This is a genomic window from Polaromonas sp. YR568 (assembly GCF_900116715.1).
Classification (GTDB): Bacteria; Pseudomonadota; Gammaproteobacteria; order Burkholderiales; family Burkholderiaceae_C; genus Polaromonas.
The window spans coordinates 13692-31238 of the sequence record NZ_FPBM01000004.1 but is presented as its reverse complement, the minus strand read 5'-3'; the positions used below and the strand labels follow the sequence as shown (position 1 = coordinate 31238).

The following is a 17547-nucleotide window of genomic DNA, read 5'->3' as shown; positions in this document are numbered from 1 at the left end:
ACTCTCAGCTCACCGGCTTGTTCACAAACGCAATCACCAGCCCCTTGTCCGTCACGGTGATCGTGCTGGGCTGCACGCCCATGCTGTCGGGCAGCGCCAGGTCTTGCGGTTTGAGGGTATGCAGCACCGCACCCTGCAACGCCTGCTCTGCCAGCTGCGGCCCGTAGCTGCCCAGCAGCATGGATGCCTGTGGCGGCAGGCCATCAAACTGCAGCGCGTTCACCCGCAGCTCATGGGCGCGAATCGTCATGTCGCTTGCCTCATAGCGCAGCGCAAAGTCCAGGTCAAAAGTGCCGGGGTAAGCGCGGCGTAGCACCGGGCCGCCGGCTTCTACCGCCATCACCGCGCCCAGCCGGTTCTGCGCGGTCAGCATGCGCAGCTGCGGCGCCTGCACGGTGATATCCAGAATGCCTTCGGCGCGTTTGCGCAGCGGAAAACGTTTGGCAATCGCATCCTGCAGCTGTGCGGTGGTCACGGTGTAGCTGGGCTGGCTGTGCGTGGCAAACAGCGCAAAGTACGCCGCGCCGCCCAGGGCCAACCGTGTGGAGGTGGCCAGCGATGCGGCAAGCAGCAGTCTTCGTTTCATTCGGTGTCCTTTCACGCTTTCAGGCTGTAAATGGTGACGCGGGGCCGGCGCCGCTTGTGTCATTCAAAAGCCCGTATTGCAGTCAGCGCTCAACCGATGGGAGCCCAAGGGCCATGTAAAGGTTCAATTCCTGTATGGTCGGTGTGATGCGAACTCTCCTGCTCCTTCTATTGCTCTCGACCTGCACCTTGGCCGGCGCACAAGCCAACAAGGCCGAACAAGACGCGCTGGCCCTGGCGCTCAAGTCGCAGCGCATCCTGAATGAGTACGCCTTCGGGGCGACAGACCCGGACACCATGAAGTATGCGCAGCGCTTGCGGCTGACCAAAGCCGCGCTGGATGGGCAACGCAAAGAATGGCCCACCGTCACCAGCGGCCCGGACCCATGGGACAACTTTCGCCCCTGCAAAAGTGCACTCGAAAAAGCGTCTTATGTGGCCGGGCTTTCAGCCATGAAGGCCGTCAGCAAGCTCGACGACCAAGTCTTTAACGCCGAGAAGGGCCAGCTGCGGCAACTTCGCACCGAATGCGATGCCCAGGTGAAGCAAGGCCAGACAGGCCGCTGAGGCAAAGAGGCTCAGCGCCCCACCACCGACCAGCCCGCCTTCTGGTTGGTCTTGTCGTTCTCGTATTCCCAGCGTGTGCCGCAGCGGTCGCACTGGTAGCTGGTAATCGTTACCAGCCCGTGGCGGCGCGTCTCGTGGCGCGGGTCGCCCTGCACCAGCTCCGCATGGCCCGGCGCCTTGCGCCAGTTGCGCTGAATGCCCGCGCACGAGTCGCAGAGCTCCATTTTTTTGAGTTCTTGTGCGCGTTGGGGGTCTTGGGTCATGGTGGTGCTCTGAAATCGGATGTTGGCCCCGATTGTCGCCGCTGCGGCTCCTCCCGAAAATCGGGGCGACCACGTTGGCGCAGTGGCAATCGATTGACCGCCTCTCACGGCAGGCCTATTCTTGAAATTGCCCAGTCACCTTATTCGGGAGATACATCATGTACAAGCGAATTTTGCTGGCTTACGACGGCTCGCAACCGGGCCAAAAAGCCCTGCTTGACTGCCGCGAGATCGCGCAGTGGAGCCAGGCCTCCCTGACGCTCATTGCCGTGATGCCTCCGCAGCGGCAGCTGGTCGCGCCCGAGGGCTACATCTACGAAAAAAGCGTCATCGACCAGGAGCGAACCAGGTACCAGGGCATCCTCAACGACGGCTTGCGCCAGCTGATAGAGGCAGGCCATGAGGCCAGCGGCGGTGAAGTGGTGTACGGCGAAACCGTCGATGAAATCGCCAGGTACGCCCGGCAGATCGAAGCCGACCTCATCGTGGTCGGCCACAAGCACCTGGACAGCTGGGCCGCGCGCTGGTGGCGCGGCTCCGTGTCCAAATCGCTGATCGAACATGCGCCCTGCAGTGTGCTGGTGGTGATTACCCGCTGAGCACCAGAACACCCGCGCGGCAGGCGGGGCACAACGCCAGAAGGGTTTTATGAAAGGGGTCGCTTGACTTCGAGTGCGCTCGAAGTTTTAAAGTCCCTCCATGACCGACGCACCCATCGCTTCTCCCACCGTTTCCCTAAGCATTGCCGAAGCCGCAGAAGCCTCAGGCCTGAGCGCCTACACCCTGCGCTACTACGAGCAGATCGGCCTCATCGCCCCCATAGACAGGCGCAGCGGCGCACGCCGCTACAACGACGCCGACATGCGCTGGCTCGACTTCCTGGTGCGCCTGCGTGCCACCGGCATGTCGATGCGCGACATGCAGCGCTACGCCAAGTTGTTGCGCATGGGCAATGCCGCCGGCAGCGTGGCCGAGCGCCAGGCCATGCTGGAAGACCACGCCGCTCGCCTGGAGGCCGACATCCGCGCCCAGCGCGAGACCCTGCAATACATCCGCAAAAAGATCCGCTCATACGAAGAGCTGCGCGCCATACCCAAACGCGCCTGACCCAGCTACCCCATTCACGTCACCTCACATACCCACACAAAGGACACCATGATCAAAACCCGCACTCTGGGCCGCAACGGCCCCGCCATCTCTGCCATCGGCCTCGGCTGCATGGGCATGAGCGAGTTCTATAGCAACCGCGACGACGCCGAGTCCATCGCCACCATCCACCATGCACTGGACCGCGGCCTTAACTTTCTGGACACCTCAGACATCTACGGCCCGCACACCAACGAGCTGCTCATAGGCAAAGCCATCGCTGGCCGGCGGCAGGACGTGTTCATCGCCACCAAGTTCGGCATCACCCGCGACCCGGCCAACGATGCGGTGCGCGGCGTCAACGGCCGGCCCGAGTACGTCAAAGCCAGCTGCGACGCCAGCCTCAAGCGCTTGGGCATAGACCAGATCGACCTCTATTACCAGCACCGCGTCGACAAGACCGTGCCCATTGAAGACACCGTGGGCGCCATGGCAGAGCTGGTGAAGGCCGGCAAGGTGCGCTACCTGGGCTTGTCTGAAGCCTCTGCCGCTACCCTTACCCGCGCCTGCAAGGTGCACCCCATTGCCGCGCTGCAAAGCGAATATTCACTATGGACGCGCGACCCCGAAGCCACCGGCACCCTGGCCGCCTGCCGTGAGCACGGCGTGAGTTTTGTCGCCTATTCACCGCTGGGCCGTGGTTTTCTCACCGGCGCTTTCAGCAAGCCCGAAGACCTGCCCGCCGACGACTACCGCCGCAAGTTCTCACCCCGCTTTGCCGAAGAGAACTTCAAGCGCAACCTGGCGCTGGTCGATGCCGTCAAACAGCTGGCCGCTACCAAAGGCGTCACAGCCTCGCAAATCGCGCTGGCCTGGGTGTTGGCGCTGGGGGCAGACATCATTCCCATCCCGGGCACCAAGCGCCGCAGCTACCTTGACCAGAACATCGCCGCGCTGGATGTGGTGCTCAGCCCGGCAGAGTTGGCGGCGCTGGACAAAGCCTTCCCGCCAGACGCCGCCGCCGGCCTGCGTTACCCCGAGTCATTTCTCGGCCTGGTCAACGTCTGAGGCCCGCAGGCCCCGGGGCCTGGCAGCTAGGCCACGTAGTGCGAGGCCACAAAGGCCAGCCCCAGGAACCCGCCCCAGAGCAGAAAGGTGATCACCTTGTTCTGCTCGTTCTCATGGTGCGTCAGAAACAGGTGGCCCAGCAGCCAGGTAATGCCCTTGAAACCAAACACCAAACCCACCACCGCCGCCGCACCGGCATACACCGCATGCATCCACAGCGGAATGGCCATCAAAAGGTAAGCCAGGTCACGCGACGGGAAGACAAGGTAAGTACCCAAATACAGGGAGATCTCAAAAACCGGTATCGCCACCAGCGCCGCCACAAGGCGCCAGACAATGCCCTCACTCTCGTCAGAGGGGGTTCGCCGCTTGCGCAGGTAAGTAGGTCTGTCCATGGGGTCGGACTATAGCGGCAAGTCAGCGTTCGAGGGGCGAGCCAGTTCTTGCAGGCGCTGGTGAGCTGCGTCGTCCATATCCAGGGGCTGCTGTTGCTTGGCCTTTAAATAGTGATTGGTAAACACATCCAGATAAGCCTCCAGCGTGTCAGCCACCTGCACCTCACCCGCCAGCGCCATGCACAGCGCCGCCACTTCCGAAGTGCAAAAGTGCTCATCCCGCTGCGAGCGCCGCAGCTTGTAGCGAGACAGCTGCTCACTCTGCAAACTCAACACCGGCAAGTGGTTCAGGTAAGGGCTCTTGCGAAACATCTTCCGTGCCTCAGGCCACGTCGCGTCCAGCAATACAAACAGCGGACGCCTGGTGGCGTTGTTGCCGGTTGATGCGCCGGCAGACGCCACATCCATCACCACCCGCTCAGCCGCCACAAACTCACCAGGGAAGACCAGATAAGGCTGCCACTGCGGGTCAGCCAGCAAGGCCAGCAGCGCAGGGTCCACCTCGGTACGCGCCCACTCAAACGCAAACGTATCCGCCACCACATCGGCAATCAACCACCCCGTGTTGCTGGGCTTCAGCGCCTCAATATCCGCCATCACCAGGCACACCCCCGCACGCGAAGGCACGGCCGGGCGCAAGGCGCACATGCAATGACTGGGAATCAGCCGGCAGCCGTCACAGCGAACGTTGCGCGGGCCGCCGCGGGCTAGGAAGGGTTTGGAGGCGCGCGCCAGGCGCGCGGTGCGTAGGCGGGAAACGGCGTGGGGCATCGGATGGGTTTTAAGCGATCGTTCCCACGGGCACGATTGACAGCGTACTAATGACGCATAACTAGCCAACTCGTGAAAACGGGTAACTATTTTTCAGATAAATGTTTAAGAACTGACCTTTTGACGGTGCTTCCATAAACTGGTCAAAAAGAGCCTGCGAAACGTTGTAGTACTGATAAACCGTTCCGTTAGAGAACTCTATCTCCAACGTTTGAGCTTGATCGTCATAGCCAACGGATATTAGATTGGACGATGCTACGGGATCGCGATTCATAGTTCTTCTTTCTTATCTGGGGTATCAGATACGCGTTGCCGTTGCTTGGTGAATGGCACTGCAGTCGCGGTAGTCCTCTGCGCTCGCCACGAAGCCACTACTCGGTCATAGCCTTCCGCAACCCGACGCTTAGACCACGCACCAGTGACGTCTGGATCTGAACTCTGAGGTTGATGCTCCTTGGAAGGCAAAGTCACGCGACATCGTACGGGAAGTCTCGCAGCCTCTCCCGCGATGATTGCCTCCCCGGTGCGCAACACAGGAAGTAGATCCATGAATCCAGCAAGATTGTCTGGGAGGGCACCCTTAACTCTTGCTCTATCGGCGGGATTGGAAAGTCGAAGCGCAATAATCGTTCCGCATTGAGAGAGAACAGTTTCGTCAATTTCCGCCGGACGCTGAGAAATGATCATAGCCCCCATCCCATATTTTCGACCCTCTTTTGCTATGCGTTTCACAATCTCAGAAGCGACGTTGTTCTTCTCATCTTGGCCAAGATACCGATGTGCTTCTTCCATGACCATTAAGAGCGGGCGAAGCATTCCACCCTCTGTTTTTTCTCTACTCCAAAAAAGCGCCTCGTAGACAATGCGCAGAATTGAACCAATTAGCCGAGTTAGCACCGTACTCGGTACTCCTGAAAGATCAAGGATGGTTAGTGGTCTATCGTGACCAAGCCAACCTTCGAGTAATTTGTCTAGGTCTAGTTTGGTTTCGCCTGCCTCGTTCGGCTCCCAAGGGCCAGGGTGGAGTATGAAGTCGTATCTTCGGTCTAGTAATCGTGACCGAAGCAATCCCAGCGGGCGCTTAATACCTTTTGCTGCTGCATTGGTGAAAGGACCTGAGGATCCCATCGCATGAGGTGTATATCGCGGCGGTACTAAGGTCGCCACGTCGCCCACTTTTTCCAAAGCAGGCTGATCCCGCTGTGGACCGACGTATGTGGTCATTTCAAAATCGACCAAGTCGTACCACAATTGTTTCAGGCTGAAGGGCACTGGGCTATCAACTGTTAAAGATAGTGGAACCAATCCAGCTAGCTCGCTTAGTTCAAGCCTCGCCGATTTCATTTCCTGGATCTTGTCTGTGAATGCAATCTCATGATTCTCAGTCAAGGGACCAACAACAAAGTTGAGAAGGTCTCCGGCCTCTAGAGCCCAGTAAGGGATATAAAGAGAAGATTCTCCTGGTCGCGGCGTTGCACTGAAAACTCGAGCAATGTCAGACAGGGCGGAAGTGTATTCACCGTGGATATCTAACAGCAACACGCGGGCACCGGGCGAACCATTCCCATGCGATGGCTTTACGATGGAACGAAGGATACTTGCAACCGTAGTGGATTTTCCTGAGCCAGTTGATCCAAGGATCGCCGAGTGCCGAGTAACTAGTGCGTCAAGTGAAAGTCGGACTCCGATGTTCTCTGCACTAGAAAGGGCTCCTACTAATACTTGATCATCACCACCGTATCCATAGATCCTATGAAGATCGGATTCAGTCACTAAATGAACTGTGTCATTTATGTTTGGATGTTGGCTAATGCCACGCTCAAAATGCGTCCCGATTGCTTCCCCCGCAAGTTGAACGCGCATCCATCGACCTGATTCAATCGATTCCGAACTCAGGTTCTGAGGCGCAGCAGTGGCCCCAACCTCGCTCACAACTCCGTATAGATCTTGATACCCTTGGGGAATACGCACGAAGCTGCCAACTTGACCAACGCGATAAGTGGTTCCATCAATAATTGCGAGTCCTGATGCGAGAGATTCTGCAAGTTTTACTGTGATTGTCGATCCCGCAACGGCGCTAACGCTGCCTAAGAACGTTGGATTTTTATCCTGCATCGATGTCTCCCTTTTGTACATCAACCAACTCTTCGCTCTTTACAGCTTGAGTAACGTTAGATAAATCTGTTGCTTGAGCGAGTGCGCAGAATCGTGTGAAGTGAGAGAAGTCTCCTAGAAGGAAGACTGAGGGGTCGCCAGCGCGTCGTGTGCCCCAAAAGGTGGCTCTAATATCTTGCCAGTTTTTCGGTAGTTCGCCCGGTCGCCACTTGCCAGGAATGCCGTTGATTACTGCCCCGTCCGATGCATACACCGACAAGTTGGGGTGGTCGTAAGCAAGGCGGCAGGCTGCGTTTTCGGCTTCGAGCGACTGGTATTGGAAGGCAAATACTGCGGTATTTGAGTTCATCGCCAACGCCTCATCCAAAATGGCGCAGACATGCGCGTCTCGAAATGAAAAACCTGTCGCAAGAAGCAGCGTGTCCGGTGTAAGGACGAAGCGCTTTAACCTTTCAAACAAAGCTGCATACGGTTGCTTTTGGGTCAGGTCGTACTTGAGATGATCTGGGTATACAAGTTGAGTGGCATCTCTACCGCGGCCTCGAACCACGTTTCCGTCCTCCAAGGCCCAGCCGATCGAACCGTGAAGCTTCCAAAGGCGAGACCATCGTGAGGGGAGGTCATCCCCCGCAACTGTCACGGGATCAAAAAATGGTGAGGCACCACCTGAAAAGCCGTCAAAGTAAGGTGCACGTGCACGCTCCAAAGCTTCTTCAAAAAGAAGATCGTAATTTGTGGTGAATATCTCTACAGCATTGGTTCGTAAGGTGCCGCTAATCCAAGAAATTAACTCGCTGTAAGCATTTCGTTGTTTGGGTAGATTGGGCCCTACAACCAGTCCAATGGCTTTGCAAATGGCTTTGCTAAGTTCGCTATATCCATGTCCATTCAACCCGTTGATTTCAGCTTGTCCCAGTGCTTGAGACAGGAGTCGGATATGAGAAAGAATCGTTTCAATATTGGCTTTATCCCCTAGGAGATCTCTAACTGAACTTGCTGCCGTAGTTTGGATGGGATCAAGATTAGAAAGCGCAACTCTGGTTAGTTCTTCCACTCCGGGAATTAGCGGCGCGCCGCTGAAGTCATCTAAGTTGCCAGCTGAATCCACCTTAATTGAAAGAGGAGCGCCAGCCCCTACTAGCAACCCTATGCGTTTACGGCCCTGAGAGAGAATTTGCCGCAAATCTCCCATAAAGCGGTCTGGATTGTGAAAAGTTTCCAAGGCAAATCCTTTGTTAAATCACGCGAGTACATGTATCAGTGGCAATAAGGTGCCGTTGGCGGAAGTGCAGGGCGTGGATGCTGTGTAGTCGCAACATTGTGCTGACGCGTCCTCTCTGAAGTGTTCATTCGGCGGTTAATCTCGCTCCAAATCCGCAGTTTCCACCCGCTCCTATGATCAATCGTTGCGTGGCCCGTGTAGCAGCCACATAAAACACCCGTGAGACTTCCTTCTCGTCTTCCCCTGCCGCGGGCATATTCCCCACACCGGGTAGCGCCACCACGGGGAACTCTAAGCCCTTGCTGACCTTCATGGTCATGACTTTGATCTTGTTGCTGGTGGGATCGAAGTCCCCAGGGCCGAGTCGGTTCTCAACGGGCAACTTGCGTTGTGCCAGTGCTTGTGCGCACAGATCGCGTGTCCTCGTGTCAGCGCAGAGTACCGCCATGTCTCCCCAAGCAAAGCCTTCCTTGTGGGCGTTGGCCAGGTGGTCGGCAATGGCGAACGCTTCTTCGCGCAAGCTGGGCAGTTTGATGATGATGGGCGCTTGGCCTTCTCGTCCGCAGCTGATGGGTTTGACCAGCGGTATGCCGTCGTCGTCTTTGTCGTCCGCCGTCAGCAGGTCGGCCGCAATGAGGTTGGCGGTTTGCAGGATCTGCTTTGTATTGCGGTAGTTGACTTTCAGAATCGTCGTGCGGCCTTGCGCTTGTACGCCCACGCTCTTGAAGCTGAATTGTTTGGTGCGACTGCGGTCGTAAATGCTTTGCGCATCGTCAAAGAGCAGTAGCAAGCTATTGGTGGCCGGGTCAACCATCTGTGTGATGAGTTTGAGCCATTCAGGCGCAAAGTCGTGGCCCTCGTCAATCATGACCGCCTGGTACTGGCCACCTGGAATGTGCTTGCGGTCTACGGATGCAATGACGCGCTGCACCAGCTCTTCCACAAACTGCTTGCTACTCACCTGCCCCGGCAGGGTTTGCCCAAAGGCCACTAACTGATCGCGGCACCATTTGTGAAAGTGGCGCACGTGCACCTTGCCGCCCAAGCCCTTGGCGTTCATCACGCTGTGGAGTTTCACGCCCAGTGGTTCGTTAAAACACAGGATGAGGATGGGCTTCGATGTGGGTGTGTGCGCCTTGGCCAGGTACTCGGCGCGATAGCCGAGGATCATGGTTTTGCCTGAGCCTGCGACCCCATGAATCACGCGGTGGCCATCGCCCAGGCTGCGGGCCAGTTGCTCTTGTTGCAAATCCATCACGCGCATGATGTCGGGCATCTCGGCGCCTGCATCGCTGTCATCGAACAAGTTGCCACTGGTTTGAACGCGCACTTCAGGAAACATGATCCAGCGTACGCGGTCAAGCTGCGGCAACGACATGATGCCGCCCATCATGTAGGGGAACATGTCCCATAGCCGGCTTTGGAGTTCCTCTGCGCTTGCCGACTCCAGCATCTCGTCCTGGCAGATAACGCGGTGGGGTTCTATGGCGTTGCCCAGTTCGGCGTCGTTGAACTGCTTGCGGGTGATATTGGCAAAGACAACCCCGTAGCTCCATGGAAAGGCCAGCTTGCTTTTGTATTTACCCTCCTGCTCCACCAATTGCGGGTCGCGCTGGAGGGCATCAACAACCTGGTGCGCGTACTGACGCGCCTGCTCAAGTGGATTGATCACGCTTTTGGGAATGCCGTCTGGAATGATTTCCCAGCTCTGCTTGTCCGCGCGCTGAATGGTGCTGAGCCGCCAGTCTTTGACTTCCAGCACCAGCAATCCGCGCCGAGGATGAATTACCACGAAGTCCGGATGCGAGTACTTGGGGCCAACCGGCACGTCGTACCAAAGGAGGTAATCGTCATCGAGCTTTTGCTCCAGCCGCTCCGCCAGCCGCCTTTCACCGCTGGTCATGCGGGAGACGCAGGTACCGATCGAAGGAATAAGAATCGCCATCCGGAAGTCACTCGTTCTATTAACACTTTGTGACAGCCATCATGAGCCTGAATTGGCTAAGTCGCTAGGGTGCTTCTGCGGTTTCGAGAATCAGAACGTAGTCAGTTGGTAGGTAAATATTCACAAAAATGGCCGCCGCACAGTCCCTTCTCCGTTTTCCCCCTCATCCCTTGTCCTACGCCGCGCCTCATACCCCAGGCGTAACTTGCTCTCTTTAAGGAGAAGCAAAATGAGCAAACACCAGGACTTCGATACCTTTATGAAAGCGCGGCAGCATGCCGCGAGCGCGTATGTCAGTGGCAACGCGACGCCGCTGGCGCGGGTGGTGGCGCTGGAGTCACCGGCTACTTTTATGGGGCCGGGTGGCGGGGCGGTGCAGGGGGCGGATGCGGTGTGGTCGCGCTATGAGCGGGATGCTGATGCGTTTGAGGCGGGTAGCACGACGGAGTTTGAGATTCTGGACATGGCGGCCGGTGACACGGTGGCTTACTGGACGGGTTACCAGAAGGCGCTGGCCCATATGAAGGGCAAGGACGAGGCGATTGCCATGAAGCTGCGGGTGACTGAGGTGTTTCGGCTGGAGGGGGATGCGTGGAAATTAGTGCATCGGCATGCGGACCCGCTGGCTGAGGTGAAGCATTAGGCGCATTAGGCGCCGTCGGCCCTCACCCTAGCCCTCTCCCAGGGGGAGAGGGGACAAGATTTTCAGGGTTTGCGTTCGAAGGCCAGCTTGATACCCAGCCCCACCAGCACCGCGCCGCTGGAGCGGTACACCCACTTCAACACACCTGGCCGCTCGCGCAGCCAGCCTGAGAGCATGCCGGCGCCGTAGCCCACCGGGCCTTTGACGAGAAAGGTCAGTGCGGCAAATGTCAGGCCCAGCACAAACACGGCGAGTGTCGGCTGCGTGGCGCCGGGGGTGACGAACTGCGGCAAAAAGGCGAAGTAAAACACCGCGACTTTGGGGTTGGAGACGTTGGACAGTGCGCCGTCCCAAAACAGCCGGCTCCTGGAGCGCGTTGAAGACGCTTCGACCAGCAGCGCCGTGTCTTTGGTGCGCAGCAGGCTGATGCCTATGTAGATAAGGTACGCCGCGCCGACCAGCTTGAGGGCGGTGAAGAGCCACTCGGACGCAAGCAGGATGGCGCCCAGGCCCAGCGTGGCCAGGAGGGTGTGGCCGATCAGGCCGACGCTGACGCCCGCGGCTGTGGCCACGCCGGCTGATGCGCCTTGCGCGATGGAGCGTGACATGACGAGCACCATGTCTTGCCCGGGCGTGATGATGATGACGAGCGAGGTGGCGATGAAGAGGAGCCAGGAGACTTCGATGTGCATGGCGGGGTCCTTTGGGTAGTCTCCCACTATATCTGCGCGACTCTCTGCTGTGGCGCTTATGCGTTACTCCTTCTCCCCCTGGGAGAAGGCGGGGATGAGGGGCGGCGGCGGTTGAGGCCCGGCTGAGCGTGCTTGATGGCCGCTGGCCCTCACCCCAACCCTCTCCCAAAGGGAGAGGGAGCTGAGTTGAGGGAGAGATCGAGAAGAGCTGACCTAGCCGCCAAACAGCTCCGTCATGAACTGCGTCGACTTCAAGCCCGTACCCGTCAGCAACACCACCGTCGTTTCACTCGCCTTGATCGCACCAGACTTATGCAGCAGCTCCAGCGCCGCAGCAGCCGAGGCGCTGGTGGGCTCGGGGTAGAGGCCGGTCTGCGCCAGCTGGCGCACGGCGGCGGTGATCTGCTCTTCGGTCAGCGCCACGGTTTGCCCGCCGGATTCGCGGATGGCGTGGAGCAGCTCGACCAGGCGTATCGGGCGCTTGATGGCTGTGCCTTCTGCAATCGTCGGTTTGACGATGCGCTCCACCGGCGCATTGCTGCCGGCGGTAAAGCTCGCGTCTATGGGTGAGCAATTTAGCGGCTGGGCGATAAACAGCTTGGGCAGCTTTTTGATCTGGCCCGCGGCCAGCAGCTCGCTAAAGCCGATGTGGCAGCCCAGCACATTGCTGCCCGCGCCGGTCGGGATGATGATGTTGTCGGGTGCCTTGAAGCCCAGGTCTTCCCACAGCTCATAGGCCAGCGACTTGGTGCCCTGCAAAAAGAAGGGGTGCCAGTTGTGGCTGGCGTAGAAGATCTTTTCAGACTGGCGAATAGCCTCGTGCTCGGACTCTTCGCGCGGGCCTTCGACCAGCTGCACCTCTGCGCCAAAGGCGCGTATCTGCGCCACCTTGGGCATGGGTGTGTAGCTGGGCGCGAGGATTTTCACCTTGATGCCGGCCGCCGCGCCCGCCGCCGCAATGGCCGCGCCGCCGTTGCCGGAGCTGTCTTCCAGGATGTGGTCAACGCCGAGCTGCTTGAGGAAAGACACCATCACCGACGCGCCGCGGTCTTTAAAACTGCTGGTGGGGTTGAACCATTCGAGCTTGAAGAGTGGCGACAAACCGCCCCAGGCTTTCTCAACCAGCGGCGTGCAGCCTTCGCCCATGCTGGCGCGGCTGTCGATCTGCACCGGCAGCGCAGCGCGGTAGCGCCAGATGGAGCGCTCGCGCGTGTCGATGTCGGCGCGGCTGATGCCGGGCAGGGCGCTCATCATCATGGGGTTGCCGTCGTCAGAGCGCCAGCGGCGGTCTGTCAGGGGGTAGTGCTTGCCCGTGCGTGGGTCGATGTAGTGCGGCTGCATGAAGGGGTCCTTTCTTTACTTGGCCTGGTAGCTTTCGGCGGGCTTGTCGTTGGGCTTGGCCACCAGCTCTTTGAGCGTGGGGCTCATGGGCAGCTTCATGCCCACATTGCGCGGCGGAATCGGCTCGACCAGCCACTTGTTGTACGTCCTCGTGAGCTCGCCGCTTTTCATCATGGCAGCCAGCTGGTCGTCCACCGCCTTTTTGAAGGCCGGGTCGTCTTTGCGGAACATGATGGCGATGGGCTCGACCGCCAGCACTTCGCCGACGATCTTGAAGTCTTGCGGGTTCTTGGCGGCGGCGATGTTGCCGGCCAGGATGTTGTCGTCAATCACCATGGCGTCGGCGCGGCCGGTTTCCAGCAGCAGGAAGGATTCGCCGTGGTCTTTGCCGTAGATCTCTTTGAAGTCAAGCGCGGCGGCGCGTTTGTGCAGGCGCAGGGTTTTGACGGCGGTGGAGCCCGTGGTGGTGGCCACGACTTTGCCGGCCAGCTGCGCGACGGACGTGATGCCCGACTTGGCGTTGACGGCCATGCGCACCTCCGTCACAAAAGTCGTCAGGCCAAAGGCCACGTCTTTTTGCCGGGCCAGGTTGTTGGTGGTGGTGCCGCATTCCAGGTCGACCGTGCCGTTTTGTACCAGCGGCAGCCGGTTGGTGGAGGTGACGGGCACGTACTTGATGTCCAGCTCCGTCAGCTTGAGCTGGCGGCGTATGCCGGAGATGATTTTTTCGCACAGCTCGACGTGGTAGCCCACGTACTGGCCGTTGCCCAGTGTGTACGACAGCGGCGCGCCGGAGTCGCGCACGCCCATGACGACGGTTTTGCTGTCGCTGATTTTTTTGAGTGTGTTGGCGTGGGCGGGCAGCCAGGCCATGAGAAGGGCAGTGAGGGTGAGGGTGAAACGGGTGGTCATGAATGTCTCCTGGGGAACGGTTTCAAACGGGTGGTTTGCTGAAGTTGCCGGGCTGGGTTGTCTAATTGTTTTGGATAATATATCCAGTATTGGACAAATCGTCAAACAACTCGCTTCCCCATTCCAGATGCCGGGGTGAAATGGCCGAAAGCCCATGAAGCCATCGAAATGGCCGGTTTCAGAGGAGAGTTGCAGAAAAGTGGAGGTGAGCCAAGCCCCAAAAACAACGCCAAACGTGCCATGGCAGCCCTGCTGGGATACGATCAAGCGCCAGACAATTTGTCTGAAGTTTGAAAATCCACCGCCATGCCCAAAGCCTCCAACGCCTCCAACCAGCACCTGCTCGCCGAACTCAAAAACATCGCCGAAGGCCTGGGCAAAACCTTTGCGCCGTTTTGTGAAGTGGTGGTGCACGACCTGACGCACCCCAAGAACGCCATCCTGGCGATTGAAAACAATTTGAGCGGCCGCCGCGTGGGCCAGCCCGCCACAGAGCTGGGCCTGGCGCGCATCCAGGACCCGGACTACCCGGCGGTGATCGCCAACTACGCCAACCAGTTTGCCGACGGCCGCAAGGTCAAAAGCACCTCGGTCGGCATTCGCAATGAAGACGGTGACTATGTGGCGGCGATCTGCCTGAATGTGGATTTGACGCTCTTCAACGGCTTCCAGGCGGCGATGTCGCAATTCACCGCGATTGAAAGCAGCGCCGTGACGGAGACGCTGGACGCGGCCAACGCCGACCGCATACGCCAGTGCATCGACGAATTCGCCGCCGCACGCGCCACCACTTCGCGCTCGCTCAAGCCTTCAGACCGCAAGCAGCTGGTGCACGACCTCAAGCGCGCCGGCTACCTGGAGATACGCCGCGGCGCGGAGATCGCGGCGGCGCATATGGGTGTGTCGCGGGCTACGGTGTACAGCGACGCGAAGTAGGGGTGGCTACTTCTCCAGGATGCGTTTGAGCGTCTGGCGGGTGGACTTCAGTATCAGCTTCTGCACGCGGCCCACCAGCGTCTGAGCGCCATGCGGCAAGGCGGGTAGCAAGGCTGCGGCAGCGCCTTCCAGCGCACCGGGGATTTTTTCGGCGATGTCTTTGGCCGTGGCCAATGCAAAGGCGGGGCCTATGCCCAGGTCTGCGGCCATTTGCCGCACATGGGCCTGCGCAACATTGCCGGGCCGGGTCTCGCCGCCAATGGCAAAGGCGAACTCGCCCGAGAGCCCGGGATAGACGCGTGTGCACATCAGGTCGTAGAACGGCGTCAGGCGCACGCCCTGGCCGGGCGGCTGGTAGACCGACAGGTTTTTGGCATGGCTGTCGTTGTTGCCGGTATAGAGGTTGAAGAACACCCAGCGCAGCAGGTTCATCAAATCCGGCGCGGGCGCCGAGCTGAACTGGCGCACCAGTTGCGCGCACTGCGCCAGGGCTGGGCCGCCTTCCTTCTCGTATTTTTTTTCCGATACCACGCCGCTGAGCTGGCACAGGTCGTATTGAACCAGGCGGCCCAGTCCGCCCCCTTCTTGCGGCACGCGGTCAAAGCGCTTGACGACGCAGGCGCCGGTGTGCGGCTCAAAAAACACCTCGGCCGTGGGCAGGCCGCAGCGTGCAGCGGTGAGCATGAGCAGGGTTTCGTTCGCGGCCGAATGCCACACATCGGGCAAGCGCTTGATGTCGGGTTTGAGGATGTGGCTGGAAGGTGATGTGCCGCGCGCCAGCTGCGGCACGCCGTCGGCAAAAATCGCAATCGAGGTTTTGTCTTGCGCGCCGGCCAGCGAGATACGGGTTTCGCGGCTGCGAATGTCGATGGCCGCTGCCGACGTGCCGGCCAGGCGCTTGGCCAGCGCTTCCCAACTGGTGGGCTCGTAACGCGGCGCCTGGGGCTTGAAACCCGCCGGCAGGATGACAAAGCCGCCGGCCGTGTCACCGGCGGTTTCGAACAGCAACCCGAACAGTGTCGAGGCCTTGCGGCTGATAGTCAGGTAGCTGCGCAAATCGCCCTCGGGCAGCAGGTTCTCAAAAAAAGCCTGCACGGTCGGGGCGTCGCTGCGGCCCGTTGCCAGGGTAATAGCGGCTAGCTGGGCAGGCTCGCGCCGCGTCAGCCATTCGGCGGAATACTCGAAAGAAAGCGGTGAGGTGTCGTGAACGGACCCGACCCGCTCTTCGTTGAAGAAAACGTCGAGGCGGTAGGGTTGATCGGGGAAAGCGGGCGTGCCCGCTGCCGCCGTCATGGCTGGCCACCCGCTTTGGGCCGCACCAGCACTTCCAGGCCCAGCAGGCTCAGCACATCGAGCGCCTTTTGCAGCTGCACGGTGGGCTTGCCGCGTTCCAGCTCAATGATGAAACGGTTGCCCGTGCTGCCCAGCCCCGCCACGTCGGTCTGCTTGAGCGCCAGCGCGCGCCGGCGCTCGCGCACCAGTTCGCCAAGGTCGGCAGCGGTTTGAACGACGGTGGCGCCTTGCGTGACGCCTGAATTACCGCTCGGGATGTTTTTGCCGGTGGATGCCATGTGAAAACCCAATAGTTACCGTTCGGTAAGTTTATGGGGCTTTCACGTGATCTGTCAATCAAAAGTTACCTATCGGTAACTTTAAAGCTTGGCCGACCAGCCGCTACCCAATCAACTTCGGCAACCAGGTCGCAATCGCCGGTATCCAGAACACAGCGGCCAGCAAGATCAGGCTCATCGCCACATAAGGCACCACCGCCATAAAGATATGGCCCATGCTGACCGAAGGCGGCGCCACGCCGCGCATGGTCATCAAGAGCAAACCATGCGGCGGCAGCAACAGGCCCAGCTGCATGCAGATGAGGAACATCACACCGAACCAGATCGGGTCTATGCCCAGCGCCTGCACGATGGGCATGAAGATGGGCAGGGTGATCATCATCATGCTGACCTGGTCGACAAAGATGCCCAGGAAAATCAGCATCAGCATCATGCCGACCACAATCATGTTGGTCGACAGGCCCTGGCCGGTGATGAACTGCACCAGGCCACTACTGGCGCCTGAGAAGGAGAGGATCTGCGCAAAGGTCGTCGCGCCCAGGATGATGAACAAAATCATGCCCGAGATGCCCGCCGTGCCTTTCAGCGCCTTGAGCACGGCCTCCCAGGTCAGCGCGCGGTAGCACAGCGCCAGCAGCATGGTGGCAAAGGCGCCCAGTGCCGCGCATTCGGTGGGCGTGGCCCAGCCGGCGGCCAGCGCGCCCACCACCACGCCAAAGATCGACAGCGTGGGCAGCACATAGCCAAAGAAGAGGCTCCAGCGCGCCCAGCCTGTGTGTTTCACTTCATCGTCTTTGTCGGCCGGGGCCAGGTGCGGACTGATGCTGACGCGCAGCACGATCCACAACACAAAGGCGATGGAAAGAATCACGCCCGGCAGCACGCCGCCAATCAGCAGCTTGGAAATCGAGATACCCGAGAGTGAGCCCAGCAGCACTGTCAGCGCCGAGGGCGGGATCAGCATGTCGACCGCGCCTATGGCCATGATGGGGCCGGCGGCAATCGTCGGGTGGTAGCCGCGTGAAAGCATCACCGGCAGCATCAGCGAGCCCAGCATGGCGGTGGTGGCGATGGTGGAGCCCGAGATTGCCGAGAACACCGTGCCCGCGACAACGGCCACCACAGCCAGGCGGCCGGGCACGTGTTTGATCAGGCGCTCAACGCCTTCAATCACCTTGAGCGCCAGACCGGTATGAAACAGGATCTCGCCCATCAGCACAAAGAGCGGAATCGGCGTGAGCGAAAACGCGGTGACGGAGCTGACGCTGCTGCGCGCCAGCTGCATCAGCCCGGGCTCGCCGCCCATATAGAGCCATGCACCGATGAGGTTGATGGTGATGAAGGTCAGCGCCACCGGCATGCCGATAAACAGCAGCACGGTGGAGCCACCCAACATCAGCCAGGCGGCTATGCCCCAGGAACTCATGACAGTACC

Annotated in this window: 20 protein-coding genes; 6 read left to right on the top strand and 14 right to left on the bottom strand. The window is 59.6% G+C overall.

Annotated elements, in window-relative coordinates; translation table 11 throughout:
* Window positions 1-4: 4 nt before the first annotated feature.
* Window positions 5-586, bottom strand: a complete 582-nt coding sequence (locus tag BM408_RS10125; RefSeq protein ID WP_092129625.1) for a DUF1439 domain-containing protein — start codon at window positions 584-586, stop codon at window positions 5-7.
* 146 nt (window positions 587-732) lie between these two features.
* Between BM408_RS10125 and BM408_RS10120 the strand changes: the two genes are divergently transcribed.
* Complete coding sequence (locus BM408_RS10120) at window positions 733-1152, top strand: hypothetical protein (protein WP_139237329.1); 420 nt, start codon at window positions 733-735, stop codon at window positions 1150-1152.
* Window positions 1153-1163: 11 nt separating this feature from the next.
* Here BM408_RS10120 and BM408_RS10115 read toward each other — a convergent pair whose 3' ends face one another.
* Window positions 1164-1415: a hypothetical protein gene (locus tag BM408_RS10115; protein WP_092129621.1), complete on the bottom strand. Its 252-nt coding sequence runs from the start codon at window positions 1413-1415 to the stop codon at window positions 1164-1166.
* 158 nt (window positions 1416-1573) lie between these two features.
* Between BM408_RS10115 and BM408_RS10110 the strand changes: the two genes are divergently transcribed.
* The 3 genes from BM408_RS10110 to BM408_RS10100 all read left to right on the top strand — a co-directional run bounded on the left by BM408_RS10110 (window position 1574) and on the right by BM408_RS10100 (window position 3569).
* Window positions 1574-2014, top strand: a complete 441-nt coding sequence (locus BM408_RS10110; protein WP_092129619.1) for a universal stress protein — start codon at window positions 1574-1576, stop codon at window positions 2012-2014.
* A 100-nt stretch (window positions 2015-2114) separates the two neighbouring features.
* Complete coding sequence (locus BM408_RS10105) at window positions 2115-2522, top strand: MerR family transcriptional regulator (RefSeq protein WP_092129617.1); 408 nt, start codon at window positions 2115-2117, stop codon at window positions 2520-2522.
* A 48-nt stretch (window positions 2523-2570) separates the two neighbouring features.
* A complete protein-coding gene (locus tag BM408_RS10100; protein ID WP_217649426.1) occupies window positions 2571-3569 on the top strand; it encodes an aldo/keto reductase in 999 nt (332 codons plus the stop codon).
* Between the two features lie 26 nt (window positions 3570-3595).
* On the opposite strand, the gene BM408_RS10095 is transcribed toward BM408_RS10100, so the two are convergent.
* The 6 genes from BM408_RS10095 to BM408_RS10070 form a co-directional block, all read right to left on the bottom strand.
* The gene (locus tag BM408_RS10095; protein WP_139237328.1) at window positions 3596-3964 is read right to left on the bottom strand and encodes a hypothetical protein; all 369 of its coding nucleotides are present in this window, start codon (window positions 3962-3964) and stop codon (window positions 3596-3598) included.
* 9 nt (window positions 3965-3973) lie between these two features.
* Window positions 3974-4735 carry a tRNA-uridine aminocarboxypropyltransferase gene (locus tag BM408_RS10090; protein WP_092129613.1) on the bottom strand — a complete coding sequence of 254 codons (762 nt, stop codon included), beginning with the start codon at window positions 4733-4735 and terminating at the stop codon, window positions 3974-3976.
* A 61-nt stretch (window positions 4736-4796) separates the two neighbouring features.
* Entirely contained in the window at window positions 4797-5009 is a 213-nt protein-coding gene (locus BM408_RS10085) for a KTSC domain-containing protein (protein ID WP_092129611.1), read from the bottom strand.
* Window positions 5006-6850, bottom strand: a complete 1845-nt coding sequence (locus tag BM408_RS10080; RefSeq protein ID WP_092129609.1) for an ATP-binding protein — start codon at window positions 6848-6850, stop codon at window positions 5006-5008. Before BM408_RS10080 ends, BM408_RS10085 begins: the two co-directional genes overlap by 4 nt.
* Window positions 6840-8072, bottom strand: coding sequence for an SIR2 family NAD-dependent protein deacylase (locus BM408_RS10075; protein WP_254774765.1), 1233 nt, complete (start codon window positions 8070-8072; stop codon window positions 6840-6842). The genes BM408_RS10080 and BM408_RS10075 overlap by 11 nt, the downstream gene beginning before the upstream one ends.
* 124 nt (window positions 8073-8196) lie before the next feature.
* Window positions 8197-10017 (bottom strand): DEAD/DEAH box helicase, encoded by a 1821-nt coding sequence (locus tag BM408_RS10070; protein WP_175541750.1) that lies wholly within the window; start codon window positions 10015-10017, stop codon window positions 8197-8199.
* A 229-nt stretch (window positions 10018-10246) separates the two neighbouring features.
* Here BM408_RS10070 and BM408_RS10065 point away from each other — a divergent pair, with 229 nt between their 5' ends.
* Window positions 10247-10660, top strand: coding sequence for a YybH family protein (locus BM408_RS10065; protein ID WP_092129603.1), 414 nt, complete (start codon window positions 10247-10249; stop codon window positions 10658-10660).
* 62 nt (window positions 10661-10722) lie between these two features.
* Here BM408_RS10065 and BM408_RS10060 read toward each other — a convergent pair whose 3' ends face one another.
* From BM408_RS10060 to BM408_RS10050, 3 genes are all read right to left on the bottom strand, one after another.
* Complete coding sequence (locus BM408_RS10060) at window positions 10723-11352, bottom strand: LysE family translocator (protein WP_092129601.1); 630 nt, start codon at window positions 11350-11352, stop codon at window positions 10723-10725.
* Window positions 11353-11565: 213 nt separating this feature from the next.
* Window positions 11566-12693 (bottom strand): threonine synthase, encoded by a 1128-nt coding sequence (locus tag BM408_RS10055; protein WP_092129599.1) that lies wholly within the window; start codon window positions 12691-12693, stop codon window positions 11566-11568.
* A gap of 15 nt (window positions 12694-12708) precedes the next feature.
* Complete coding sequence (locus BM408_RS10050; RefSeq protein WP_092129597.1) at window positions 12709-13605, bottom strand: amino acid ABC transporter substrate-binding protein; 897 nt, start codon at window positions 13603-13605, stop codon at window positions 12709-12711.
* 306 nt (window positions 13606-13911) lie between these two features.
* Between BM408_RS10050 and BM408_RS10045 the strand changes: the two genes are divergently transcribed.
* Complete coding sequence (locus BM408_RS10045; protein WP_092129595.1) at window positions 13912-14541, top strand: helix-turn-helix transcriptional regulator; 630 nt, start codon at window positions 13912-13914, stop codon at window positions 14539-14541.
* A gap of 6 nt (window positions 14542-14547) precedes the next feature.
* Here BM408_RS10045 and BM408_RS10040 read toward each other — a convergent pair whose 3' ends face one another.
* From BM408_RS10040 to BM408_RS10030, 3 genes are all read right to left on the bottom strand, one after another.
* On the bottom strand, window positions 14548-15834 hold the full coding sequence (locus tag BM408_RS10040) for a type II toxin-antitoxin system HipA family toxin (protein ID WP_092129593.1): 1287 nt from the start codon (window positions 15832-15834) through the stop codon (window positions 14548-14550).
* Window positions 15831-16112: a helix-turn-helix domain-containing protein gene (locus BM408_RS10035; RefSeq protein ID WP_254774764.1), complete on the bottom strand. Its 282-nt coding sequence runs from the start codon at window positions 16110-16112 to the stop codon at window positions 15831-15833. Before BM408_RS10035 ends, BM408_RS10040 begins: the two co-directional genes overlap by 4 nt.
* A gap of 103 nt (window positions 16113-16215) precedes the next feature.
* Window positions 16216-17538, bottom strand: coding sequence for a TRAP transporter large permease (locus tag BM408_RS10030; RefSeq protein ID WP_092129591.1), 1323 nt, complete (start codon window positions 17536-17538; stop codon window positions 16216-16218).
* Window positions 17539-17547 lie beyond the last annotated feature (9 nt).